General features: G+C 40.6%; 23 protein-coding genes and 1 riboswitch. Of the genes, 21 read left to right on the forward strand and 2 right to left on the reverse strand.

Annotated elements, in window-relative coordinates; translation table 11 throughout:
• Positions 1-4: 4 nt before the first annotated feature.
• The 13 genes from J2S11_RS18190 (at position 5) to J2S11_RS18250 (ending at position 13364) form a co-directional block, all read left to right on the forward strand.
• The gene (locus J2S11_RS18190) at positions 5-826 is read left to right on the forward strand and encodes a carbohydrate ABC transporter permease (RefSeq protein ID WP_307397128.1); all 822 of its coding nucleotides are present in this window, start codon (positions 5-7) and stop codon (positions 824-826) included.
• 24 nt (positions 827-850) lie between these two features.
• The gene (locus J2S11_RS18195) at positions 851-2467 is read left to right on the forward strand and encodes a glycoside hydrolase family 43 protein (protein ID WP_307396992.1); all 1617 of its coding nucleotides are present in this window, start codon (positions 851-853) and stop codon (positions 2465-2467) included.
• Positions 2468-2639: 172 nt separating this feature from the next.
• Positions 2640-3368 (forward strand): HAD family hydrolase, encoded by a 729-nt coding sequence (locus tag J2S11_RS18200; protein WP_307396994.1) that lies wholly within the window; start codon positions 2640-2642, stop codon positions 3366-3368.
• A gap of 24 nt (positions 3369-3392) precedes the next feature.
• Entirely contained in the window at positions 3393-5108 is a 1716-nt protein-coding gene (locus J2S11_RS18205) for a rhomboid family protein (protein ID WP_307396995.1), read from the forward strand.
• 123 nt (positions 5109-5231) lie between these two features.
• The gene (locus J2S11_RS18210; RefSeq protein WP_307396997.1) at positions 5232-6281 is read left to right on the forward strand and encodes a M42 family metallopeptidase; all 1050 of its coding nucleotides are present in this window, start codon (positions 5232-5234) and stop codon (positions 6279-6281) included.
• 183 nt (positions 6282-6464) lie between these two features.
• Positions 6465-6980: a hypothetical protein gene (locus tag J2S11_RS18215; protein WP_307396998.1), complete on the forward strand. Its 516-nt coding sequence runs from the start codon at positions 6465-6467 to the stop codon at positions 6978-6980.
• A gap of 68 nt (positions 6981-7048) precedes the next feature.
• On the forward strand, positions 7049-7261 hold the full coding sequence (locus J2S11_RS18220) for a YqgQ family protein (RefSeq protein ID WP_307397000.1): 213 nt from the start codon (positions 7049-7051) through the stop codon (positions 7259-7261).
• Between the two features lie 5 nt (positions 7262-7266).
• The gene (locus tag J2S11_RS18225; protein WP_307397004.1) at positions 7267-8265 is read left to right on the forward strand and encodes a PucR family transcriptional regulator; all 999 of its coding nucleotides are present in this window, start codon (positions 7267-7269) and stop codon (positions 8263-8265) included.
• 96 nt (positions 8266-8361) lie between these two features.
• Positions 8362-9456, forward strand: a complete 1095-nt coding sequence (locus J2S11_RS18230) for an ABC transporter ATP-binding protein (protein WP_307397006.1) — start codon at positions 8362-8364, stop codon at positions 9454-9456.
• 161 nt (positions 9457-9617) lie between these two features.
• A complete protein-coding gene (locus tag J2S11_RS18235; RefSeq protein ID WP_307397008.1) occupies positions 9618-10595 on the forward strand; it encodes an ROK family glucokinase in 978 nt (325 codons plus the stop codon).
• Positions 10596-10681: 86 nt separating this feature from the next.
• Complete coding sequence (locus tag J2S11_RS18240; protein ID WP_307397010.1) at positions 10682-10927, forward strand: DUF1128 domain-containing protein; 246 nt, start codon at positions 10682-10684, stop codon at positions 10925-10927.
• 230 nt (positions 10928-11157) lie between these two features.
• Positions 11158-12843, forward strand: a complete 1686-nt coding sequence (ilvD, locus tag J2S11_RS18245) for a dihydroxy-acid dehydratase (RefSeq protein WP_307397012.1) — start codon at positions 11158-11160, stop codon at positions 12841-12843.
• Complete coding sequence (locus tag J2S11_RS18250) at positions 12840-13364, forward strand: metallophosphoesterase family protein (RefSeq protein ID WP_307397014.1); 525 nt, start codon at positions 12840-12842, stop codon at positions 13362-13364. Before ilvD ends, J2S11_RS18250 begins: the two co-directional genes overlap by 4 nt.
• Positions 13365-13495: 131 nt before the next feature.
• Here J2S11_RS18250 and J2S11_RS18255 read toward each other — a convergent pair whose 3' ends face one another.
• A complete protein-coding gene (locus J2S11_RS18255) occupies positions 13496-13810 on the reverse strand; it encodes a hypothetical protein (protein ID WP_307397016.1) in 315 nt (104 codons plus the stop codon).
• A 120-nt stretch (positions 13811-13930) separates the two neighbouring features.
• Between J2S11_RS18255 and J2S11_RS18260 the strand changes: the two genes are divergently transcribed.
• From J2S11_RS18260 to htpX, 3 genes are all read left to right on the forward strand, one after another.
• Positions 13931-14743, forward strand: coding sequence for a DUF92 domain-containing protein (locus J2S11_RS18260; protein WP_307397018.1), 813 nt, complete (start codon positions 13931-13933; stop codon positions 14741-14743).
• 63 nt (positions 14744-14806) lie between these two features.
• A complete protein-coding gene (gene nfsA / locus J2S11_RS18265; RefSeq protein ID WP_307397020.1) occupies positions 14807-15595 on the forward strand; it encodes an oxygen-insensitive NADPH nitroreductase in 789 nt (262 codons plus the stop codon).
• Positions 15596-15806: 211 nt separating this feature from the next.
• Positions 15807-16691: a protease HtpX gene (gene htpX, locus J2S11_RS18270; RefSeq protein ID WP_307397022.1), complete on the forward strand. Its 885-nt coding sequence runs from the start codon at positions 15807-15809 to the stop codon at positions 16689-16691.
• Positions 16692-16852: 161 nt separating this feature from the next.
• Here the strand turns inward: htpX and yfkAB are convergent, their stop codons facing one another.
• A complete protein-coding gene (yfkAB, locus tag J2S11_RS18275) occupies positions 16853-17974 on the reverse strand; it encodes a radical SAM/CxCxxxxC motif protein YfkAB (protein ID WP_307397023.1) in 1122 nt (373 codons plus the stop codon).
• A gap of 340 nt (positions 17975-18314) precedes the next feature.
• Positions 18315-18409: riboswitch (TPP riboswitch) on the forward strand.
• 88 nt (positions 18410-18497) lie between these two features.
• On the opposite strand from yfkAB, the gene thiE reads away from it, so the two are divergent.
• From thiE to thiD, 5 genes are all read left to right on the forward strand, one after another.
• Positions 18498-19124 carry a thiamine phosphate synthase gene (thiE, locus tag J2S11_RS18280; protein WP_307397025.1) on the forward strand — a complete coding sequence of 209 codons (627 nt, stop codon included), beginning with the start codon at positions 18498-18500 and terminating at the stop codon, positions 19122-19124.
• A gap of 16 nt (positions 19125-19140) precedes the next feature.
• Positions 19141-19341 (forward strand): sulfur carrier protein ThiS, encoded by a 201-nt coding sequence (thiS, locus tag J2S11_RS18285; protein ID WP_307397028.1) that lies wholly within the window; start codon positions 19141-19143, stop codon positions 19339-19341.
• Between the two features lies 1 nt (position 19342).
• Positions 19343-20125: a thiazole synthase gene (locus J2S11_RS18290; RefSeq protein WP_307397029.1), complete on the forward strand. Its 783-nt coding sequence runs from the start codon at positions 19343-19345 to the stop codon at positions 20123-20125.
• A gap of 9 nt (positions 20126-20134) precedes the next feature.
• Positions 20135-21262, forward strand: a complete 1128-nt coding sequence (thiO, locus tag J2S11_RS18295) for a glycine oxidase ThiO (RefSeq protein WP_307397031.1) — start codon at positions 20135-20137, stop codon at positions 21260-21262.
• Positions 21263-21349: 87 nt separating this feature from the next.
• Positions 21350-22153 (forward strand): bifunctional hydroxymethylpyrimidine kinase/phosphomethylpyrimidine kinase, encoded by an 804-nt coding sequence (gene thiD, locus J2S11_RS18300; protein ID WP_307397033.1) that lies wholly within the window; start codon positions 21350-21352, stop codon positions 22151-22153.
• Positions 22154-22241 lie beyond the last annotated feature (88 nt).

A 22241-nucleotide genomic window follows, 5' to 3' on the forward strand; every position in this document is an offset into this window, starting at 1 on the left:
CATGGTGAAGAAAATGGGCTACTTTATCCTTTACATAGGTCTTGGACTTGTAGCACTGCTTCAGATTTTCCCGTTGGTGTGGCTCGTCATCTTTTCTTTAAAAGATACGAGAGAAATATTCTCGTCTCCTCCATTTTCGTTGCCCCAAGAGCTACGCTGGGAAAACTATGTCCGCGTATTGGAGGGTGGAATAGGTACGTATTTCTTTAATAGTGTCTTGTATACAGCTGTTGCTATTATTTTGACTGTATTACTTGCTAGCATGGCTACTTTTGCTATCACGCGAATGCGGTGGAAGCTGAGTGCATTTGTACTAGGATTATTTATGGTTGGTCTTATGATCCCTGTTCATTCGGCCCTAATACCGCTTTTCAAAATGTTTGTAAGTGTAAGTTTGATTGATCATCCACTGTCTATTATTCTGACTTACACGGCGTACAACCTACCCATTACGATGATGATATTGCTTGGCTTCTACTATACCCTGCCTCGGGAAGTAGAGGAAGCGGCCATCATAGACGGTTGCTCCATTAATCAACTATTTTTCCGAATAATTTTGCCCATGACTGTTCCTGTTATGGTGACGACAGTAATCATTAATATGATTTATAACTGGAATGAGTTTGTGTTTGCGAATACTTTTATTAGCTCAGATCATTACAAAACCTTAACACTAGGCATCCAAAATTTTATCGGTCAATACATGACAGATTGGGGGGCCATTGGGGCTACACTAATCATCAGTATTTTACCTATCCTGATAGCATTTTTATTCTTCAGCAATAAAATTGTGGAGGGCCTCTCTGCTAGTGCAGTAAAAGGATAAATGAAAAAATGGAGGTGGATGACTATGTCTATCATACAAAACCCGATATTAACAGGCTTTAACCCAGACCCTAGTATTTGTCGTGCTGGAGAAGATTACTACATTGCCGTTTCAACGTTTGAATGGTTTCCAGGAGTAGGTCTGTATCATTCAAAGGATTTAAAGCACTGGCGACTTGTTTCAAGACCACTCGATAGATTAAGTCAATTAAATATGCTAGGAAATCCGGATTCAGGCGGTATATGGGCCCCTCAGCTCTCCTATAGTGATGGAAGGTTTTGGTTGATTTATACGGACATAAAGGTAACTGAAGGACAGTGGAAGGATGGACATAATTATCTGGTAACCTGTGATGTGATTGATGGTGAATGGTCAGAGCCGATCTATTTAAACAGCTCTGGCTTTGACCCGTCTCTCTTCCATGATGATGATGGAAAAAAATACTTAGTGAATATGCTCTGGGATCATCGGGTCGGAAAGCATAATTTTTATGGGATAGTTCTACAGGAATACAGCCACCAAGAGCAAAAGCTTACTGGTACAGCAGAGATTATTTTTAAAGGTACGGATGTCAAACTTACGGAAGCCCCTCATTTATATAAAATAAATGGCTATTACTTTCTCTTAACAGCTGAGGGAGGTACAAGATACGATCACCAAGCAACGATTGCCCGTTCAAAATCCTTGAAAGGTCCATATGAAGTACATCCAGAGAATCCGTTACTTACATCCATGCTGTATCCCAGAAACCCATTACAGAAAGCCGGGCATGCCTCTATCGTTAAGATGCATACAGAGGAATGGTTTCTCGTCCATCTAATAGGCCGACCACTGCCTAGAGGTGAACATCCCCTGTTAAGTCCCCGTGGATTCTGTCCGCTTGGAAGAGAAACGGCTATTCAGAGATTAGAATGGAAAAATGATTGGCCATACGTGGTAGGTGGGAACCAGCCATCTGTTGAGATCGAAGGGCCAAAGGTCGCTGAAGTACAGTGGGAAAAGGATGTTCCAGAGAAGGATGAGTTCGACTCAGAAAAGCTAAACCTTCATTTTCAAACTCTACGGATTCCATTAGGAGAAGATACCCTTTCACTGAAGGATAATCCAGGGCATTTACGCTTATACGGCAGAGAATCCTTGACCTCAAAGTTTACTCAAGCGTTTGTTGCGAGGCGCTGGCAGCATTTTAATTTTAGTGCAGAGACAAAGGTTGCCTTTAAACCGGAAACATTTCAGCAGTCCGCAGGTATAGTAAACTATTATAATACACAGAATTGGACAGCCTTGCAGATCACTTGGGATGAAGAGAAGGGAAGAATCCTTGGGTTGACAGCTTGTGATCATTTTACATTTACTCAGCCCCTACACGGAAAAGAAATCATTATTCCAGAACATGTTGAATACGTTTATCTCCGCGTACAAATAAGGACAAATCGTTACCAGTACTTCTATTCCTTTGACGGAGAGCAGTGGTTAGAGATACCTGATGTATTTGATTCCTATAAATTGTCTGACGACTATATTCAGAGCGGAGGATTTTTTACTGGTGCCTTCGTTGGTATGCAATGTCAGGATACATCGGGCCAGAGGATTTATGCTGATTTTGATTATTTTCTATATAAAGAGGAGGATCAAGGATAACAGGTCGCACTTCACATAACGTATAGGGTTAATTCAATAAGTGATTGGACGGAACAACGAAGCACATGACCTGCTCAGTGAGCAGGTTTCTTTTTCATTTATTCACTTTTCTTTATTAAATCCGTAAAGAATTGGTATAATGATAGGGAACCGGAAAAAAGGGGTCATTCTTATGTATTGGGAGAGCATCTTTTTTGATTTAGATAATACGTTATACAGCCACGAGTATGCTTTTGAACGAGCGATTCAGGATTGCTATCAGGAGCTAGTGGAGGAGTGGGATGCTGAAGGACTTACGGTTCCGTATGTACCCATGGAGGATTGGTTTGATGTGTTCAAATTCTATAGTGATTACTTTTGGAAGGATTATGAAACGAAAAAGCTAACACAGGTGAAGTACCGACGAAAACGCTATGTATCTACAATGGATCACTTCCAATTACCTTGTAGCCTTGAAGAAGCGGATCGTTTTCATGAGAAGTATTATGAGCAGGCTACGCAGTATGTACAGCCTTACCCTGGTCTGTATCCACTTCTCGAGTATCTCAAGAGTAAGTCCGTAAGACTTGGAGTAATTACAAACGGGAAAACGGACGTACAAATAGCTAAATATAAGAAGCTTAAGCTTTATCGATACATACCGAGGGAACGATTTATTGTTTCGCAGCAGGTAAAGCTGGAAAAGCCTGATCCTGCTATTTTTCAACTGGCGCTAGAGCGTTTAAATCCGAATAAGGCTTTATTTATTGGTGATACATGGGAGCATGATGTTGTAGGTGCATTAGAAGCAGGCTGGGGTGCCATCTATTTGAACACTCAAGGTAGGCCAAGAACGACTCAGCACCAGCCAAATGCTGAATTTTCACAGTTTATACAGTTGAACTCTTTTTTTCTACAGTAAAAGAAGAGTAAAGGTAGGGATAGTATGCAATTGAGGGATAAATGGTTATGGGCTTACGTTTTGAGGCTCATGAAAGAAGAGGATTACCAGCTTATTAAGTTTCCTGTTGAGGAGCAAAAGCAACAGCTACAAAGCAATGAGCAGGAAAATACAGTAACTTCAGCAGTGTTATTGCGTAATGATGGACGTTCCTTTCAAATGTTGCGCTTACAAGCTGTGGATTCCGTTTGGGGAGCAACCTTAAACCGCGATATCCGTTCATTATCTGACCAGGCTAAGGAAATTAAAAAACGTCTAAAAGCTAAAGAGCTTAGCATTTTAAATGTGTATGTTTTCCCCTATGAAAAGGACGCATATCTTCTAGAGCCTATAGAAAAGCTTAACCGATTAACGGAGGACAAAATAACTGTTATCAGTAATGCTGTTTTTATTGATACGGAGCAAAGTTTAACGGAATGGGGGATCCCACAGAATGATCTAGCTTCTTTTGGCTTAAATACTGAACAGGATAAGATCAATCTCCAAAGGCTGGAATGGATTTCGACAGAAGAAATTTTAAAAGAAGTTAAGGCAGAGGAAAAAAAGAAAGAGAAGGAATTCCATTCTACATTTAACTATGGGAAACCTAAGTTTACGTACCTCTTTTTAATAATTAACTTTATTATCTTTGCCTTTATTGAATGGCAGGGCTCTAGTACCGATCCAGAAACATTGATTCAATACGGAGCAAAATGGGCTCCAGCTATTCTTGAGGGGGAATACTGGAGGTTTATCACTCCTGTTTTTCTTCATATTGGATTTATCCATATTCTTATGAATAGTTTGGCACTTTATTTCCTAGGTAATTTAGTAGAGAAAATTTATGGCTCTTTTCGATTTTTATGGATTTATCTGTTTGCTGGTTTTACAGGAACGGTAGCTAGCTTTGTGTTCTCATCCAATATTTCTGCTGGTGCCTCTGGAGCCATTTTCGGTTGCTTTGGTGCGTTGCTTTATTTTGGTTTACAGCGCCGTAATCTATTTTTCAGGACACTAGGGAACGATGTTATTATCATTTTAATCTTTAATCTAGGAATTGGTTTTATTGTTCCCGTGGTAGACAATTATGGTCATATTGGTGGACTAGTTGGTGGATTTTTAGCGGCGATGATTGTTAGTCTTCCGGCACAAAATAAGAAGCGGCTAGAAAAAATAGCTTCAGGATTGGTGGCTATTGTTCTAGTTGTATCGATGCTTGGAATCGGATTTACAAAGGACCATGAGGATGACGTTGCATTACTCATTCAGGCTACGATAGAAATTAATCAGGAAAATTATACGGAAGCTAGGGATTTGTTGGAAAGAGCGATTGAATTAGGTGATCAGCGTCCAGAGGTATTTTTGCAGCTTGGTGCCGTTTATAATCAAGTTGAACAATTTGATGAAGCGATTGAAGTTTTTAATCGTGCACTGGATGGTGGGGCTACTCAGCCTGAGCTGTATTTTCAGCTTGCTTATGCTCAGCTGAAGCTAGGTGATTACGAAAATGGAGAAAAAAACTTACTAGAAACGATTTATCGTGATCCTGATATTGTTGAGGCTTATTATAATTTAACACTCATCTATATCGATCAGGAAGAGTATGAAAAAGCGTTTGAGGTACTTGACCGAGCGGCAGAAAGAGAAATAACAGATGAACGTACTGATGAATTATATGAACGGCTAAATGATTTTTATGAGGAGCTTCAAAACGGAGCTTAAGATATTTGTGGACGATGATATAATTGATGTGGTAAGTTGTATAATCTTGCTAATGTTTACGTATAAAAAATGAAGTAATGAAGTTAAATAATGAAATATTAAATAAAGAGGGGAAGTTGAACGATGGCTGGAGTAAAACAAAAAGTAAATGTAGACCATATGATAGAGCTTATTGAGAAGCTGGTGAACATTCCAAGTCCTTCAGGAAATACAGAGAAGGTTATTCAGTTTGTAGCTGACTATCTAAAGGAGCTAGAGATTCCTTACTATCTAAATCGTAAAGGTGGACTAATTGCCACATTGAAAGGACAGAACGAACAGGAGCACCGGATGCTAACGGCCCATGTGGATACCTTGGGAGCGATGGTCAAGGAAATTAAAAGCAATGGTAGATTAAAGCTCACGCTTATCGGAGGCTTTCGTATGAATGCTGTTGAAGGGGAGTATTGTGAGATTGAAACAAGTACAGGGAAAATGTACACCGGAACCATTTTACATACGAAGGCTTCCGTTCACGTATACAGAGATAAGGATGAAAGAACCGAGGATAATATGGAGGTTCGTATTGATGAGGTTGTCCGCTCAGCGGATGATGTTCGAAAGCTAGGAATTTCAGTAGGAGATTTCGTTTCCTTTGCTCCACGCTTTGAGCAAACTCCTGCTGGCTTTATTAAGTCCAGACATTTAGATGATAAAGCGAGTGTAGCTATTTTATTATCCTTACTAAAAACGCTAAAGGAAGAAAACACGACTCTTCCTTACACCACTCATATTTTGATTAGTAATAATGAAGAGATTGGATATGGTGGAAACTCAAACATTACGCCTGAAACATTTGAGTACCTAGCCGTTGATATGGGTGCAATTGGAACGGGGCAGACAACAGATGAGTATTGTGCTTCAATATGTGCCAAGGATTCCAGTGGGCCGTATCATCCACGCTTGCGCAAAAAGCTTGTTCAGCTTGCTGAGCAGGAGGACGCTTATTATCAGGTGGACATTTATCCGTATTATGGCTCTGACGCAAGTGCAGCGATTCGTTCAGGACATGATATTGTCCATGGTCTGATCGGTCCAGGAATTGATGCTTCTCATAGTCATGAAAGAACTCACCGAGATTCTTTATTGAATACAGGTGCTATTCTTTATGCATATATGTTATCTGAGGCTTAATTAATGGCAAAAGAAGCTACGTCAATGAACTAGAAAATTTACACTTATTAAACCATCTGTATGCTACAGATGGTTTTTTGGTGATCGGTTACTATCGTGAATTCTCATTTTTAAAAGCATTTTTAACTAGCTTTCATATTTCCCTATGCCTGTCATATGTTTTTAATGTAAGGGGGAAGAGGGATGGAGCTTTTAACATGGGTCTTTTATGTGATGCTTTCGGCTTTTCTTGCAGCAGTAGTAGGCTTTGGTCTAATAACTAGAAAGGTACTACTATCATACTCCCACTTTATCGGGCTCTCTTTACTTCTGGCCATTTCTGGCTATGTTAGCTCCTATATGGGAAGCTGGATGGGAGAATTCCTCTCAGCACGTATACTTGAAATCATGCTAGGAATCATTTTAATGGGCTGTGGAATCTATTTGCTTAAAGTAAAGCCTATCTATCCTGGCTATCAGGATATGTTAATCCTGTTTGCTGTGCTTTTTTTAGAGGGGTGCTGGATATCCTATCGATTTGGGAGTCTTCATTCAGGCAGTCTAAGCTTTGTCCTATTTATTATGGTTATGCTATCAGGTGGAATAGCGGTAGGCTTTCTTCTTGGGTTGCGAAGGTGGAATCATTGGCGGCTAACTCTAATTCTCCCTCAGCTATCAGGTGCGCTCTTAGTTGTAGTGGGGTTTATCAAGCTATTTTGACTAATATGTACGGTTTTCATGATATACTACACATAGAAAAGACTTAGACAAAGGAATCGATGATCAGTATGCTAACAACTATTCAATCCATGCAGGACGTTCGAAATTTGCTTAAAAAATACGGTACATTTATTTATACGAAGGACCCTATTGCCGATCTTGAGCTGATGGATGAAGAGTGTCATGAGCTATATCAGATGGGCATGCTAGAGAAGGAACAGTATGTTCGAGCAAAAATGTGCATTATGCAGGAAATAGGAAGACTAAAAAAAGAGAGCTAGAATGGATGGGTACGGATATGAGCTTTATGAACGACGTTTATTTATACCAGCAATTCAAGCAGATTTTTGGAGAAGAAAACCTACAAGTTGAATATAACCACCCGCCAGAAAGTGAGGAGTTCACGTATATTCCAATACGGAGCGGAATCGACTTTTTGGGCTGGATTGGAGTCCGAAATGAGAAGCTAACGGAGGAATCAAAGCAGCTTATTCAGTTGTTTGATGCTTCTTCTGCTATAATGTATTCTCCTGACAAGAAGGAAAACACGTTTTGGCAAAGAGCCATTCAAGAGGAAATGGAAGATTGGATTTCAGCGTGGGAAGGCTTAGAATATTCCGCTGATACGGAGTTTGGTTTAATTTTTATTACTATCGATAGTCAAAAAGAGGACTGGACTTCAGACGTGCACAAGCAGTTTCAAGAAATGATTGAAGCTGTTGTGGAGCAAAGTACATTTTTAATTCCTTTAAAGCAAGGGCACTTTCTTTGGATTCTACCGCATTACTCTGAGATAAAATCGGAATTAATCGAGGTTGTAAAGGGACTTGTGGATACTCTTGCTGCTGAGCTTGTGTTAAAAGCTAACTTCTTCATTGATCAACCAGTCACGATGCCTATGGAACTGAGGGAGTATGTTCAGAATCAGCTTAGTATTGTACAAGCGTGTAATCAGAGTCATGTTCGAGGCGGAGTCGTTTTCATTCGAGATGTCCTTCATCTGTATTTGCTTAAGCAAAGCTCTAACATGGATCGTAAGAAATATGTACATCAAATTATGGGACAAATTTTACATGACTCAGAAGCTATAGAGACGGCCCGTGTTTACTTCCAAGAGAATCTGAACATCTCAGAGGCTGCCAAGAAGCTTTTTATTCATAGAAATAGTATGCAATATCGCTTAGATAAGTTTGCTGAAAAGACAGGATATGATCTACGGAGATTTGAGCATTCAGTGGTTGTTTACTTAGCGATACAGGCTTTGGGCATGTTGAACAAAGAATGAGGTGTTTTTTCTAGCAGTTTGCCTAATAGTTTTTGCCAAATGAAAGCGCTACAATAGATATAACAGAAAAAGAAAGAATTTGAGGAGGAGTAGCGCATGGCAGGTATTAAATTAAATCATATTTTCAAGCGTTATAGTGATACGGTAACAGCGGTTAAGGATTTTAACTTAGATATTGACGATAAGGAGTTTATCGTTTTTGTAGGTCCATCAGGTTGTGGTAAATCTACTACATTACGTATGGTGGCTGGATTAGAAGAAATCTCTGAAGGGGATTTGTATATCGGTGATCGTCGTGTGAATGACGTAGCGCCTAAGGATCGTGATATTGCGATGGTTTTCCAAAACTATGCGTTGTATCCACATATGAATGTGTTTGATAACATGGCTTTTGGTCTTAAGCTCCGTAAGTTCAAAAAGGATGATATCAAAAAGCGTGTTGATGACGCTGCAAAAATCCTAGGAATTGAAAACCTATTAGAAAGAAAACCAAAAGAACTATCTGGGGGACAACGTCAGCGTGTTGCTTTAGGACGTGCTATCGTTCGTGAGCCACAGGTGTTCTTGATGGATGAGCCTTTATCTAACCTTGATGCTAAGCTTCGTGTACAGATGCGTGCTGAAATAACAAAGCTACACCAAAGACTACAAACAACAATTATCTATGTAACACATGACCAAATTGAAGCGATGACGATGGCAGATCGTATCGTTATTATGAAAGACGGTATTATCCAACAAGTGGGTTCACCTAAAGAAGTGTATGATTTTCCTGATAACGTGTTCGTTGGAGGCTTTATTGGATCACCAGCAATGAACTTCCTAAGTGGTAAGCTTGGTGAAGGTAAATTTACGATTGGAGATCAAGAGTTGCATGTTCCAGAAGGAAAAATGAAAGGGTTAAAGGATTATATAGGCAAGGAAGTGATCCTTGGAATTCGTCCTGAGGATATTCACGATGAGCCTGTATTTATCGAATCTTCAAAGGGTACAGTGATTAATGCCCTAATTGAAGTAGCAGAGCTAATGGGTGCGGAAACTTATCTATACAGTAAGATCGCAGGAAATGACTTTATTGCTCGTGTAGATTCTCGTACAGATATTAAGAATGGTCAGAAGCTAGAGCTTGCCTTCGATATGAGTAAGGTACTATTCTTCGACCCTCAAACAGAGGAAAGAATCAGAGGGTAAGTTTAGTTAAAGATAGATAAAGAATGTTTATTTGAATAAAAAGTCACACTGAGATAGCTAAAGGGGCTCCTTTTCTCTCTAGTGTGGCTTTTCTCACGTTATATCTAGCTAATCATGGTATGATATGAGAGAGAAAACATAATGTAAAGGATGATAATCATATGTCACAAACTATGTATGTTGGGATAGATTTAGGTGGAACGGCGATAAAGCTTGCTTTCGTTTCACTAGAAGGTGAAATTGTGCATTTAATGAGTGCCCCTACGAATGTTGAGGACGGTGGGGATGGTATCTTACATACTATGGATCGCTTGATCTCAGAAGGTCTTGAAGAGCTTGGGAGAGCAAAAGGAGATATTAAAGGTGTTGGAATTGGAGCTCCTGGATTTATCGAAATGTCCACAGGGTTTGTTCATGAAGCTGTTAATTTGGGGTGGAAGAACTATCCCTTGAAGGAAAAGCTAGAGGGAATGACGGGGCTACCAGTTTATGTAGATAATGATGCTAATATCGCAGCACTTGGAGAGATGTGGAAGGGTGCTGGTGAAGGAGCAAAGGATCTACTTTGTATTACATTAGGTACAGGTGTAGGTGGTGGGGTGATCATTAATGGAACCATTCATCATGGGGCAAAGGGTACAGCTGGGGAAATCGGCCATACAACTGTTATCGCAGATGGGGGCTACCGCTGTAACTGTGGGAAGCTAGGCTGTCTAGAAACGCTTGCCTCTGCTACAGGAATTGTACGCTTAGCTAAGGAAGCCCTTATAAGTGACTCGCAGCATACGAGCTCATTAGCTAAGGTATTGAAGGAGAATGGAAATGTTGAAGCGAAGGATGTTTTGGATGCTGCTAGAGAAGGGGATCAGCTAGGGAAAGAGATACTAGGACAGGTTGCCCACTACTTAGGAGTAACACTAGGAAACTATGCCGTATTAATGAATCCTGAGAAAATTGTAATCGGTGGAGGAGTTTCTAAAGCGGGGGATGTGTTGTTTGAGCCTATTCGAGCACAATATCAGAAATATGCTCTTCCTCACTTAACGGGGAATGTAGAAATTGCTCCAGCTACTCTAGGAAATGATGCAGGAGTGATTGGTGCGGCATGGCTCGTGCATCAGGGTGAACAAAATCACTAGATCACAGGCATAGGTTTTTTACTGGACCTCTGCTATAATAGTACAGACAAAAAAGAACTAGATCAAATGAGAAAGGGCTGTTAGATGTGGCAGGGAAAAGCAGAGAAGAGCTTCAAGACGTTTCTCGCGAAAATATAGAATACATCTTTGACTATATGAAATCTAAGCTACAGGTCGTCAATACGGCTGCTGTTAGTGCGAAAAGCTTTGATACGGATCAATACGAGGAGCTTTTGGATTTATATGAGTTTCTATGTATGAAGGAATCCTTCTCCATGAGTGAGATGCAATCGATTGTTTCCGAGCTAGGTAAACTCAGAAAAAAATCATAGCGTTGACGTATAATCTAGAGCGTTTGGAGCTAATCCAAGCGCTTTTTTCATTAAGTTACAGCTCCCGTTATTTACCAGCCACAGCTCCTACTATATACTTCTTCCAAGTTTTTCTTGTACGTCAATTATGTGAATTCTTCTTCAATAGCTTGTGACAATTTCTCACGCATGATAGAATGTAAAAATATAATTTTCTGAAAAATAGGATAGTAGGAAGTGGAGGAGTTTACATGTCTGAGAAACAAAAAGACTTAAGAATTAGAAGTATTGTCATTAGTGAAGGAGAAAATAGAGCCCCAAATAGAGCCATGCTTCGAGCCGTTGGCTTTAGGGATGAGGATTTTAAGAAGCCAATGATTGGAGTAGCCAGTACGTGGAGTGAAGTAACACCATGTAATATTCACATCAATCACCTAGCTGAAAAAGCAAAGGAAGGTGTTAAGCAGGGTGGAGGTGCCCCGTTAATTTTTAATACGATTACCGTGTCTGACGGAATTTCTATGGGAACAGAGGGAATGAATTATTCACTTCCTAGTAGAGAGGTTATTGCGGATTCCATTGAGACGGTAGTGGGAGCAGAAAGGCTTGACGGAGTTGTGGCTATTGGTGGCTGTGATAAGAATATGCCTGGTTGTATGATGGCACTTGGCCGGTTAAACCTACCTTCTGTGTTTGTGTATGGGGGAACGATTCAGCCAGGGAAACTAAATGGAAAGGATATTGATATTGTTTCTGCCTTTGAAGGAGTAGGAAAACATAATCAAGGGAATATCGATGATGAACAGCTTCATCAAATAGAATGTCACGCCTGTCCGGGACCTGGCTCCTGTGGAGGAATGTACACCGCTAACACGATGGCCTCAGCGATTGAAGCGATGGGAATGAGTCTACCGGGTAGCTCCTCAAATCCAGCGATTAGCTCCTTGAAGCTAGAGGACTGTGACACAGCAGGACAAGCCGTTGTTGAGCTATTAAAGAAAGAGATTTATCCGAAGGACATTATGACCAAGGAAGCGTTTGAGAATGCGATAACGGTTGTAATGGCTTTAGGAGGCTCAACTAACGCAATTCTTCACCTTCTAGCGATTGCCCATTCCGTTGATGTAGAGCTTACTCTTGATGATTTCGAAAAAATCCGTGAAAGAGTTCCTCACATTGCTGACCTTAAGCCTAGTGGTAAATATGTGATGCAAAACCTGCATGAGGTTGGTGGTGTACCAGCTGTAATGCGTCTATTGCTGAAAAAAGGTTTACTGCACAAGGACTGCTTAACGGTGACGGGTAAAACTATCGAAGAGAACCTAGCAGAGTTTCCAGATCTCTTAGAGGGGCAGGATGTAATCAGATCGTTTGATCAAGCGTTAAAGGAAACAGGTCCATTGGTTATCTTGAAAGGAAACCTAGCACCAGAAGGGGCCGTAGCGAAAATGTCTGGTCTTAAGGTGAAAAATATAACAGGTCCAGCTCGTGTGTTTGATTCTGAGGAGGAAGCCACTGATGCCGTAATTAAGGATAAAATTAATCCTGGGGATGTACTTGTGATTCGCTATGAAGGTCCTAAGGGAGGACCAGGAATGCCAGAGATGCTATCTATTTCAGCTATTATTGTCGGTAAAGGGCTGGGAGAGCAGGTAGGGCTACTGACAGATGGTAGATTTTCTGGTGGGACACATGGCTTGGTTGTTGGACATGTGTCACCTGAGGCTCAAATTGGTGGGCCAATAGGTTTGCTACAGGAGGGAGACCTTGTTACAATTGATAGTGAGACGCAGGAGCTAACGATGCATGTTTCTGATGAAGAATTAGAGAATCGTAGGAAACATTGGCAGGCTCCACCACTAAAATATACAAAGGGCGTATTGTATAAGTACGCCAAGCAAGTATCCTCAGCGTCAAAAGGAGCGGTTACAGATTGAAAGCACTAATTATTAGTGATACACATGGATTGACGAAGGAAGTCAATCAGGTGGTAAAAAGGGAAGCGTATAAAAAAGGGTTTCATTGCGGGGACTATTGCACCGATCCTACACAGTATCCGTTTAATAAGCTGGAGCTAGTACGAGGAAACAATGATTTTCAAAAAGACGTCCCTAATGATAAGCTAATAAAATGGCAAGGCTCTACCTTTTTTTTAACACATGGACATTTATATCAGGTAGATTATTCCTTACTTAAATTGAGATACAAAGCGGAGGAAGTAGGGGCAGACATTGTTCTTTTTGGACATACACATTATCCCGTCTGCTTTGAAGAGGACGGCATGATTTTCTGTAATCCAGGAAGTCTTAGACAGCCCCGGGGTTTCTCTACACCGACCTATGTTACTCTAGATATTTCAAAGGGAAAAAACTCTGCTGATAAGACCAAGCTTGCTTTTACTTACTATGATCCAAAAGGGAAACAAGTAGATTCCTTAAGTCAGACATTTTCAAGGTGAGTAGCAGTATAGTAGTAGTAAGGTGATAGAGTAAGATAGCCAAGAAGTTACTAGTTAACAGGAATATGAAAAAGCTCTTAGCGAACGCTAGGAGCTTTTTTAAGTTCAAATTAAATGGCAACTTTTTTAGATTACATATGAACTTTCGTATCGGTATCCTGCTGAATGCGAAACCAGAGGTTAAGATCATTAATGGTGCTTGCTAGATCAGCAATCTCATGATTTAATTCACAGGAACGAATGAAGTTTTCCTCAATGTTAAGCTTTTCCTGCTTGGCATTAATGATGGCTTCAATCTGTTTAATTCTTTCTGGAATGTCTGAACGATGGGCTTCCCATTCGACTAAGATCGTTGCTTGTTCACGTAAGCTATACTCTTCCCAATCTCGATCTAGGACAGGGAGAGCGATCCCTAAACGATTGTCATATTTGAATTCATAACTCATGTTTACTCATCCCCTCATATCTATTGTATTATAGGTAGAGGATAGAGACAAATTTAATTTTGTACCCATATTTAAAACAGGTACTTGTCCCCGTAATAACATAGGAAAAGGAGGGCGGGCATGGAGTGGCTTATCGCTTTATTTTGTAGCACATTGCTTGCATTAATCGCTTATTTTAAAAGGAAATTATCTTTTAGTGGTTTATTTGCTGCTATAGCTGTTGGAACATCCATTTTCGGTGCAACCGGGATTTACGGATTTATTGTACTCTTTTTCTTTTTCGTATCCTCTACCTTGTTAGGCATGATTAAGCGTGTAAGTCATTCGGCTGTAGAACGTGTTGTAGAAAAGGGGGATCGTAGAGACTACCTTCAGGTTTTCGCTAATGGTGGGCTGGCTGCTGCTAGTGCTTTGGCTTACGCGCTATTAAATGACGCTGTTTTTCTTGTTGTCATGTGTGCCTCTTTAGCAGCCGCTACAGCAGATACCTGGGCATCAGAGCTAGGGCGATGGAGCAAAGCAAGACCTATACATATTCTAACTAGAGAGAAAGTAGAGCCTGGAACATCAGGGGCTATAACAACATTAGGAACGTTGGCTAGTGTAAGTGGTGCTGTATTCCTTGCCCTTGTTTCTATTCCATTAATCCTTCAGGGTAAGGGGAATCTAGGCTTTGAGAGCTATATGGCAATCATGTTAATTGTTGTTGCAGGTTGGTTAGGGAATTGGATGGATACTTATGTAGGAGCGAAATGGCAGGTTCGTTACCAATGTCCTGATTGCTTAGCTTTTACAGAAAAAACGGTTTGTCATACTCAGACGGTACAGGTGGCAGGGATACGCTGGATGAACAATGATATGGTCAATGCGATCTGCACCGTTTCTGCTGGTTTTTTTGCTGTATTCCTTACCTTGATGTTTCGTTTTTTATAGGCTAGATTATTTTGTCTGCACCAGTCTAGAGCTATATTTTTGGCAGAGCAGAGGGAACATGGTATGATGAAAGCAAAGGAGGGAGTTTCAGTGGATTCATCTGTACATAATGACATTATTCATAAAATTAGGCAGCATCAATCTATTCGGAAGTTCACTTCTGAAATTGTTCCAGAAGAGCACATTAGACAAATTGTAGCTTCGGCGCAAATGGCTTCTACATCAAGCAATATGCAGGCTTTTTCTATTATCGGTGTTACGGATAAGGAAAAGAAGAGGGTGCTTGCAGAGCTGGCAGGGAATCAAGCGTATATAGAGGAATGCTCACATTTTCTTGTGTTCTGTGCCGACACGCATCGCTTAAAGCACTCAGCAGAGCAGGAAGGGGTAGATATTACTCCTGCCCTAGAGCATGTAGAAATGTTTCTCGTCTCTACAATTGATGCAGCGTTAGCTGCTCAGAATGCGGCTTTAGCCTCGGAAGCATTAGGATTGGGGATTGTTTATATTGGAGGAATTCGTAGCCGTATTGCGGAGGTAAGTGAGGTCCTTAATTTACCTGACCATGTTTATCCTGTGTTCGGGATGTGTATTGGCTATCCAGATCAAAGTCCAGGTGTAAAGCCTCGCTTACCCTTGGAGGCTGTTTATTTTGAAAATGAGTATCAGCCATTTGAGCAGGTAAAGGACAAGGTAGCGGCCTATGATCAAACAATGAGCCAGTATTATGAAGCTAGAACAGCTGGAAAACGAACAGACACATGGTCTGAAATGATGAGCAGAAGCCTAAAGGATCCGAAACGAACTCATTTAAAGGATTTCTTGGCGGAGCGAGGCTTTTTATTAAAATAAGAGCTAATAAAGTTGAGTAGCTTTTTATGAAAAAATTGTACTAACTAGCTGTAACTTTCATGTATAATAAATAATGAAAATCTAAACGTAGAGATGAGTGAAACCAATGCTTTAAAATTACGTAGAACATACGTAGATAGGTGAAAGGATTGGCAGATAAAAAATATCTTTCATCTCATAGCATTAAGAATGAAGGTAGGAGGCAGGATACATGTTTAGACGAGTTGGTTTATTTATCTTAACAAACATTTTAGTTATTGCTACAATTTCAATCGTCCTTACGATTCTTCCGATTGGTAGTTATATAACAGAGAGTGGGAATTTAAATCTAGTCACATTATTAATTTTTAGTGCTGTTATTGGTTTTACGGGAGCATTTGTTTCCTTAGCTATGTCCCGTTGGATGGCTAAAATGGCGATGAAAGTACAGGTGCTAAAGCCTGAAGATCCGAATTTAAGTCCTTTTGAAAGAGATCTAGTTGACAAAGTACATCGCTTATCTCAAAGTGCTGGATTAACCGTTATGCCAGAGGTAGGAATTTATCATTCTAAAGAGGTAAATGCCTTTGCTACAGGTCCATCTAGAAGACGTTCACTAGTTGCTGTTTCTACTGGATTACTAGAAACGATGGATGCAGATGCCGTTGAAGGGGTTCTGGCTCATGAGGTTGCCCATGTCGCTAATGGAGATATGGTCACAATGACTCTTTTACAGGGTGTTGTAAATACGTTCGTTGTATTCTTTGCTCGTATCGTTGCGTTTGCCGCTTCTCGTTTAGTTAGATCTGAGCTACAGGGAATTGTTCATTTTATAGCAGTTATCGTATTCCAAATCCTATTCTCTATCCTTGGAAGCATCGTAGTTATGGCGTATTCTCGTTACCGTGAGTACCATGCGGATAATGGAGCAGCGGATTTAGCAGGAAAAGATAAAATGATTCATGCTCTTCAATCCTTAAAGCAGTATGTAAATCGTGTTGATGATGAGCAGAAGTCCTTATCTACTTTGAAAATTAATGGTAAAAGTAACTTTTCTCGACTGTTCTCCAGTCACCCTGAATTGGATGATCGTATCAAACGTTTACAGTCTAGATAATAAGAATAAATATGATTAAATAAAGACGAAGGATTAAGTCATAGTCGATGACCTAACCCCTCGTCTTTTTCTTTAGAGAATTTCTAAACGGTGGTGTAAGATTTCTTTAATTTTAAACAATGATGGAATATTAAAATACGACCTAGGGCTTGTAGGAAGGTCTATAAAGAAATACCCTTACGTTCACGGAAATCTATTCCCCGATAATACGTATCGGCAACTATAATATTTGGACCAACACAGCTAGACTGTGGACAGTAGCAGTTAAACGGCTGAAACAGAGAGTGCTTTTGCCAGCGTTCAAAGCAATCATCTAGTCGATCTGTTCTGAGATTTCCTAATGGCTCCACATCACCAAAATCTGTAACGATGACTTCGCCAGTGAAGATGTTTGTGTTTAAACGATTATGCCCATCTGGGTCGTTTCTAACAGTCACATTGTGGCTGTCCTTCATTCTCTTAACTAGAGCCAGGTCTTCTTCACTGCTGTTACACGCGTAGAAGGGTAGAGTACCAAATAGAATCCAAAGGTCGGGATCGCGTTCATCTAGAAGACGATTGTACACGCCTCTCAGCTCTGCTAGAGATAAGATTTTCATATGCCTAGCAAAGTCACTTGGATAAAGTGGATGAACCTCATGTCTCTGACAGCCTAATTCTTTAATGATATGGTGAATACGTGAAAGCTTGCCTGCTGTATGCTCAGAAATTAAAGATTCTGCAGAGACAAAAACGCCTCTTTTTGCTAATTCTATTGTATTTTCAACCATTGTGTTGAATGTCTTTTCCGCTTGGCTAAAGGAAACGGGGTGCATTTTATGGACATAAGCCGTTCGATAAAAATCCTGGGCATCCACATAGTTAAAGGAAATATGCAGAACATCCAAATAAGGTAGGATAGCCTCGTAACGATCTAAATCTAACGTTAAATTAGAATTGATTTGTGTCTTGGCTCCTCGTTCATGAGCATAACGTAGTAATGGAACGATATAATCGGTAATAATCTGTTGATTAAACATCGGCTCTCCACCTGTAATGCTCAATGTATCTAAGTGTTCGATCTCATCTAAGCGTTGGAAAATGAGAGGAAGTGGAATTCTCTCCTCTGAATCCTTCATGGTAAGCACGTCTCCTACAGCACAGTGCTCACAGCGTAAATTACATAAATTTGTTACAGTAAACTCTATACTAGTTAACTTGTTTGATCCAAATTGTTTCCGACGATCTATCGCTTCCCATGGGTCATTTTGTGGACTCATAGGTGATTTAAGCTGAGTAAGCATATAACTTAATCCTCCTTTAGTTCAATCCTTACTATAGCTCTATGGGGAAAGCTTCGTCAATGAGATTGTTCATATTTCTTGTATAAATTTTTATATATTTGATTATGGACGAAGGCTCTTATCCTAAGCAGACGATGGCTATAGAAATTACGGTTCTAAAGTAATGTTCTTTATAGATGGTTTAGTAGATGTTCTAATAGATGTGACCTTTCAATGACATCACTATATAAACGTTACAGGTACGGAATCAGACAGCGTAATTAGTTTTCTTTACGTGATTTCATATGTTATACTAGTACCAAGAAGATCGTTGAATTCTATTGTTCATAAATCATTTTAATGAAATGACTAGGGGTGCCTTTTGGCTGAGAGAAATTTTTCAACCCTTAACCTGATCTGGGTCATGCCAGCGTAGGGAAGTCACAGATGAATAGATAAGTCTGGCTTCCTTTCCTGAGTGAAAAGGGAGTTTTTTATGTTTAATCAGAGGCTTTTAAGGCTACACGGAATAGGAGGATGAAAGATGTTTAAGGAGTTTCATTTATATGTGATTACGGGTGAGCAGTTTTACCCGAACAAAAACTATTTAGATGTCATCGAGCAAGCGATATTAGGAGGAGCTGATATTGTTCAGCTGCGTGAAAAGAATAAATCGAAAAAAGAGCTGTTAGAAATGGCTAAGGAGCTTAAAGCGCTAACGGCAAAATACAACGTTCCGTTTATTGTGAATGATCATATGGATATTGCTTTAGCGGTGGATGCTGACGGCATTCACTTAGGACAAGATGATCTACCTTTAGAAGAAGCGAGAAAAATTTTGGGGCCAGATAAAATCATTGGCATCTCTACACATGCTTTAGAGGAGGCATTGGAAGCAGAACGCAATGGTGCTGATTATATAGGAGTAGGACCAGTTTTTGAAACAAAGAGTAAGGTTGATGTAGTGGACCCGGTTGGACTAGAGTATGTACAGGAAGTGGTTGCGAACACGACCATTCCATTTGTGGCTATTGGTGGAATCAAGCAGCATAATGTACAGCAGGTATTAGATGCAGGAGCAAAAAGAATTTGTGTGATTAGTGCAATTGTGGGTGCTGAGGATGTTCAGGAAGCAGCTAGAGCACTCAGTGTAACGATTCAAAAAAGCTAGGAGTGAAGCAAGCACCATGAAGACATTACTGATTAATGGTAGGGAAGAGGAATTAGAGGTCACTACGTTAGACGAAGTAATTCAGCATTTTCAGCTTAAGCCTGAGCATGTGGTTGCAGAGGTTGATGGACAGATTGTTGATCGCTCTGAGTGGGCTAACTATGAGCTGAATACGGGAATGAAATTAGAGCTTGTTCATTTCGTAGGAGGTGGCTGATATGCTAGGACAGGATCGTTTAGAGATCGGGGGGAAATCCTTTTCCTCTCGTTTTATGATAGGGACGGGAAGATACCCGAACCCATATATTCAGCAGGAAGCGATTAAAGCTTCTGAAGCAGAAATACTAACGTTTGCCATTCGAAGAGTGAATCTAGATGCGCCTGATGAGGATGCTATTCTACAGCATTTGGATGGAATGAACTTTACGTATCTACCGAATACAAGTGGAGCGAAAACAGCGGATGAGGCGGTACGTATTGCTCGGTTAGCTAAGGCTTCCGGAATTTCAAACTGGATTAAGGTGGAGATCAGTGTTAATGAAAAGACACTACTTCCTGATCCGATTGAAACGCTTAAGGCAACAGAGATTCTGGCTAAGGAAGGCTTTGTAGTGCTTCCATATACATCAGATGACCCTGTTTTGTGTAAAAGGCTAGAGGAAGCAGGAGCTGCTGCTGTTATGCCAGGTGGAGCACCGATTGGTACAGGGCTTGGCATTCTTAACCCATACAATCTAGGTTTAATTGTGGAAGAGGCGAATGTGCCGATTATCGTGGATGCTGGGTTAGGATCGGCGATGGATATTGCTCAAGCGATGGAGCTTGGAGCTTCTGGGGTACTAATGAATACTCCTGTGGCTAAGGCGAAGGACCCGATTAAGATGGCTAGAGCGATGAAATTAGCGATTGAAGCGGGACGCTTGTCTTATCTAGCTGGAAGAATTCCAAAGAAAAAATATGCAACGGCAAGCAGTAAGCTAGAAAATCTTTCAAGCAAGTAGGGATGTCCATTGAATACCCAAAAGAAACAAGTACCGATTGCTGTGCTTGGCGGTGGAGTGATTGGATTAGCGATTGCGTTTGAATTAGCCAAAAGAAAGCATAAGGTTACCGTGATAGAAAAGGGACTATGTGGTGGTCAGGCAACGGGAGCAGCTGCTGGGATGCTGGCTCCCTACTCTGAAATCGGTGAGGATCCTGACGATTTTTTTTCGATGTGCCATGAGAGCTTGCTGCTATATCCAGAGTGGCAGGCTGATGTTAAAGAGGTATCAGAGTTAGATTTTGAATACAATACGTCTGGAAGCTTACATGCGGTGTTTCATGAGGCGGATGAATTAGCCCTTGAAACAAGATTACAGTGGCAAAAAGGCTGGCAGGTACAATCTGAAATTGTAAAGGGTCAAGCCCTTCGTCATTTAGAGCCACACCTCACAGATGATGTTATTGCTGCCATGTATTATCCAGGTGAGCATCATGTCTACTCTCCAGATTATGTTGTAGCTTTAAAAGAGGCTTGTCTCCGCTTAGGTGTAGGGATTATTGAGAATGCTGGAGCAGTCAGCTTTGCTGATATAAGGCAGGATGGAGTAGCAATCGCTACGGAGCAGCAAGGAAATATTGATGCAGATACATGTATCGTGGCAACCGGAGCTTGGACCTCTGAGTATGAAGAAGCTCTCCAGATTCGATTACCGATCTACCCTATTAGAGGACAGATTTGTGCTTTTGAGCAAGGTATGGAAGAGGTTAAGCATATGGTATTTTCCAGCCAGGGGTATGTTCTTTCCAAAAGAAATGGAAGTATTGTATGTGGAGCATCAGAGGATGTAGCTGGATTTGATACGTCCGTGACCGATAAAGGGATTAACCGATTGTTGAAATGGAGTCATAAGCTGTTTCCTTTTACAGAGATCATGGAGCCCTTTCATAAATGGGCTGGACTGCGTCCAGCAACACAGGATGGGTATCCGTTAATAGGTAGATTAGGGCATTGTCCTTCTATTATTGTTTCCAGTGGGCATTATCGTAATGGAATTTTACTAAGTCCGAGAAACGCAAGGCTAGTGGCAGATATCTATGAAAACAAACCTGCAGGTTTGGATATGAATTTATTTAATCCGGTTAGGTTTTCATAATAGTATAAGGAGAAATGCTTCATTAGATGTGGGTTAGGCTTTGTTTGTTTTGTTTCTTAATAAAGTGATGAAGGGTTGGGAGCTAAAATGATTTATCGTGCCTTAACGATTGCTGGCTCAGATAGTGGTGGTGGAGCTGGAATTCAAGCAGATCTAAAGACATTCCAAGAGCTAGGAACGTTCGGGATGTCAGTCATTACAGCATTGACTGCCCAAAATACGCAGGGCGTTCATGGCGTTTATCCTCAAAGTATTGAGGCTGTAGAGGCTCAATTGGAAGCGGTTCTTAGTGATATTGGGGTAGATGCGGTTAAAACAGGAATGCTCTTTAATGCGGAAATTATTGAAGCTGTATCGAAATGTCTAAAGAAATATGGGGTAGAGAGAATCGTTGTCGATCCGGTTATGGTGGCAAAAGGTGGTCATGCTCTTTTACATCCAGAGGCTGTTGAAGCGGTTCGTAAACACTTAATTCCATTATCTATGGTGATTACTCCAAATATTCCAGAGGCTGAGGTGATTATTGGCGAGGAAGGTATCTCATCCTTAGCTGATATGAAGGAAGCCGCTAAAAAGATCTACAATCTTGGAGCGAAGAATGTAGTCCTTAAAGGTGGTCATTTGTCAGAGGAAGAATCGACAGATGTACTCTATGATGGCAACGAATTCACCTATTTTCCTGTTCAACGTATTCAGACCAAGCATACTCATGGGACAGGCTGTACCTTTGCTTCAGCTATTGCAGCAGGTTTAGCAAAAGGACTATCTGTTGTCGAAGCTACGAAGGTGGCAAAAGAGTTTATTACATGTGCTATTGAGGAATCCTTGGAGCTTGGAAAGGGCATTGGTCCGACGAATCATAGTGCTTATCGTTTGAGACAGGGTTCATAAATTCATATTGTGAATGAGGAGCAGACCTAAAAGTCAGGATAATGACTAAGGCTTCTCCTTTTTTATTTTAAGACTTCTTTAATTGAAG

This window comes from Bacillus horti (assembly GCF_030813115.1).
Taxonomy (GTDB): Bacteria; Bacillota; Bacilli; order Caldalkalibacillales; family JCM-10596; genus Bacillus_CH; species Bacillus_CH horti.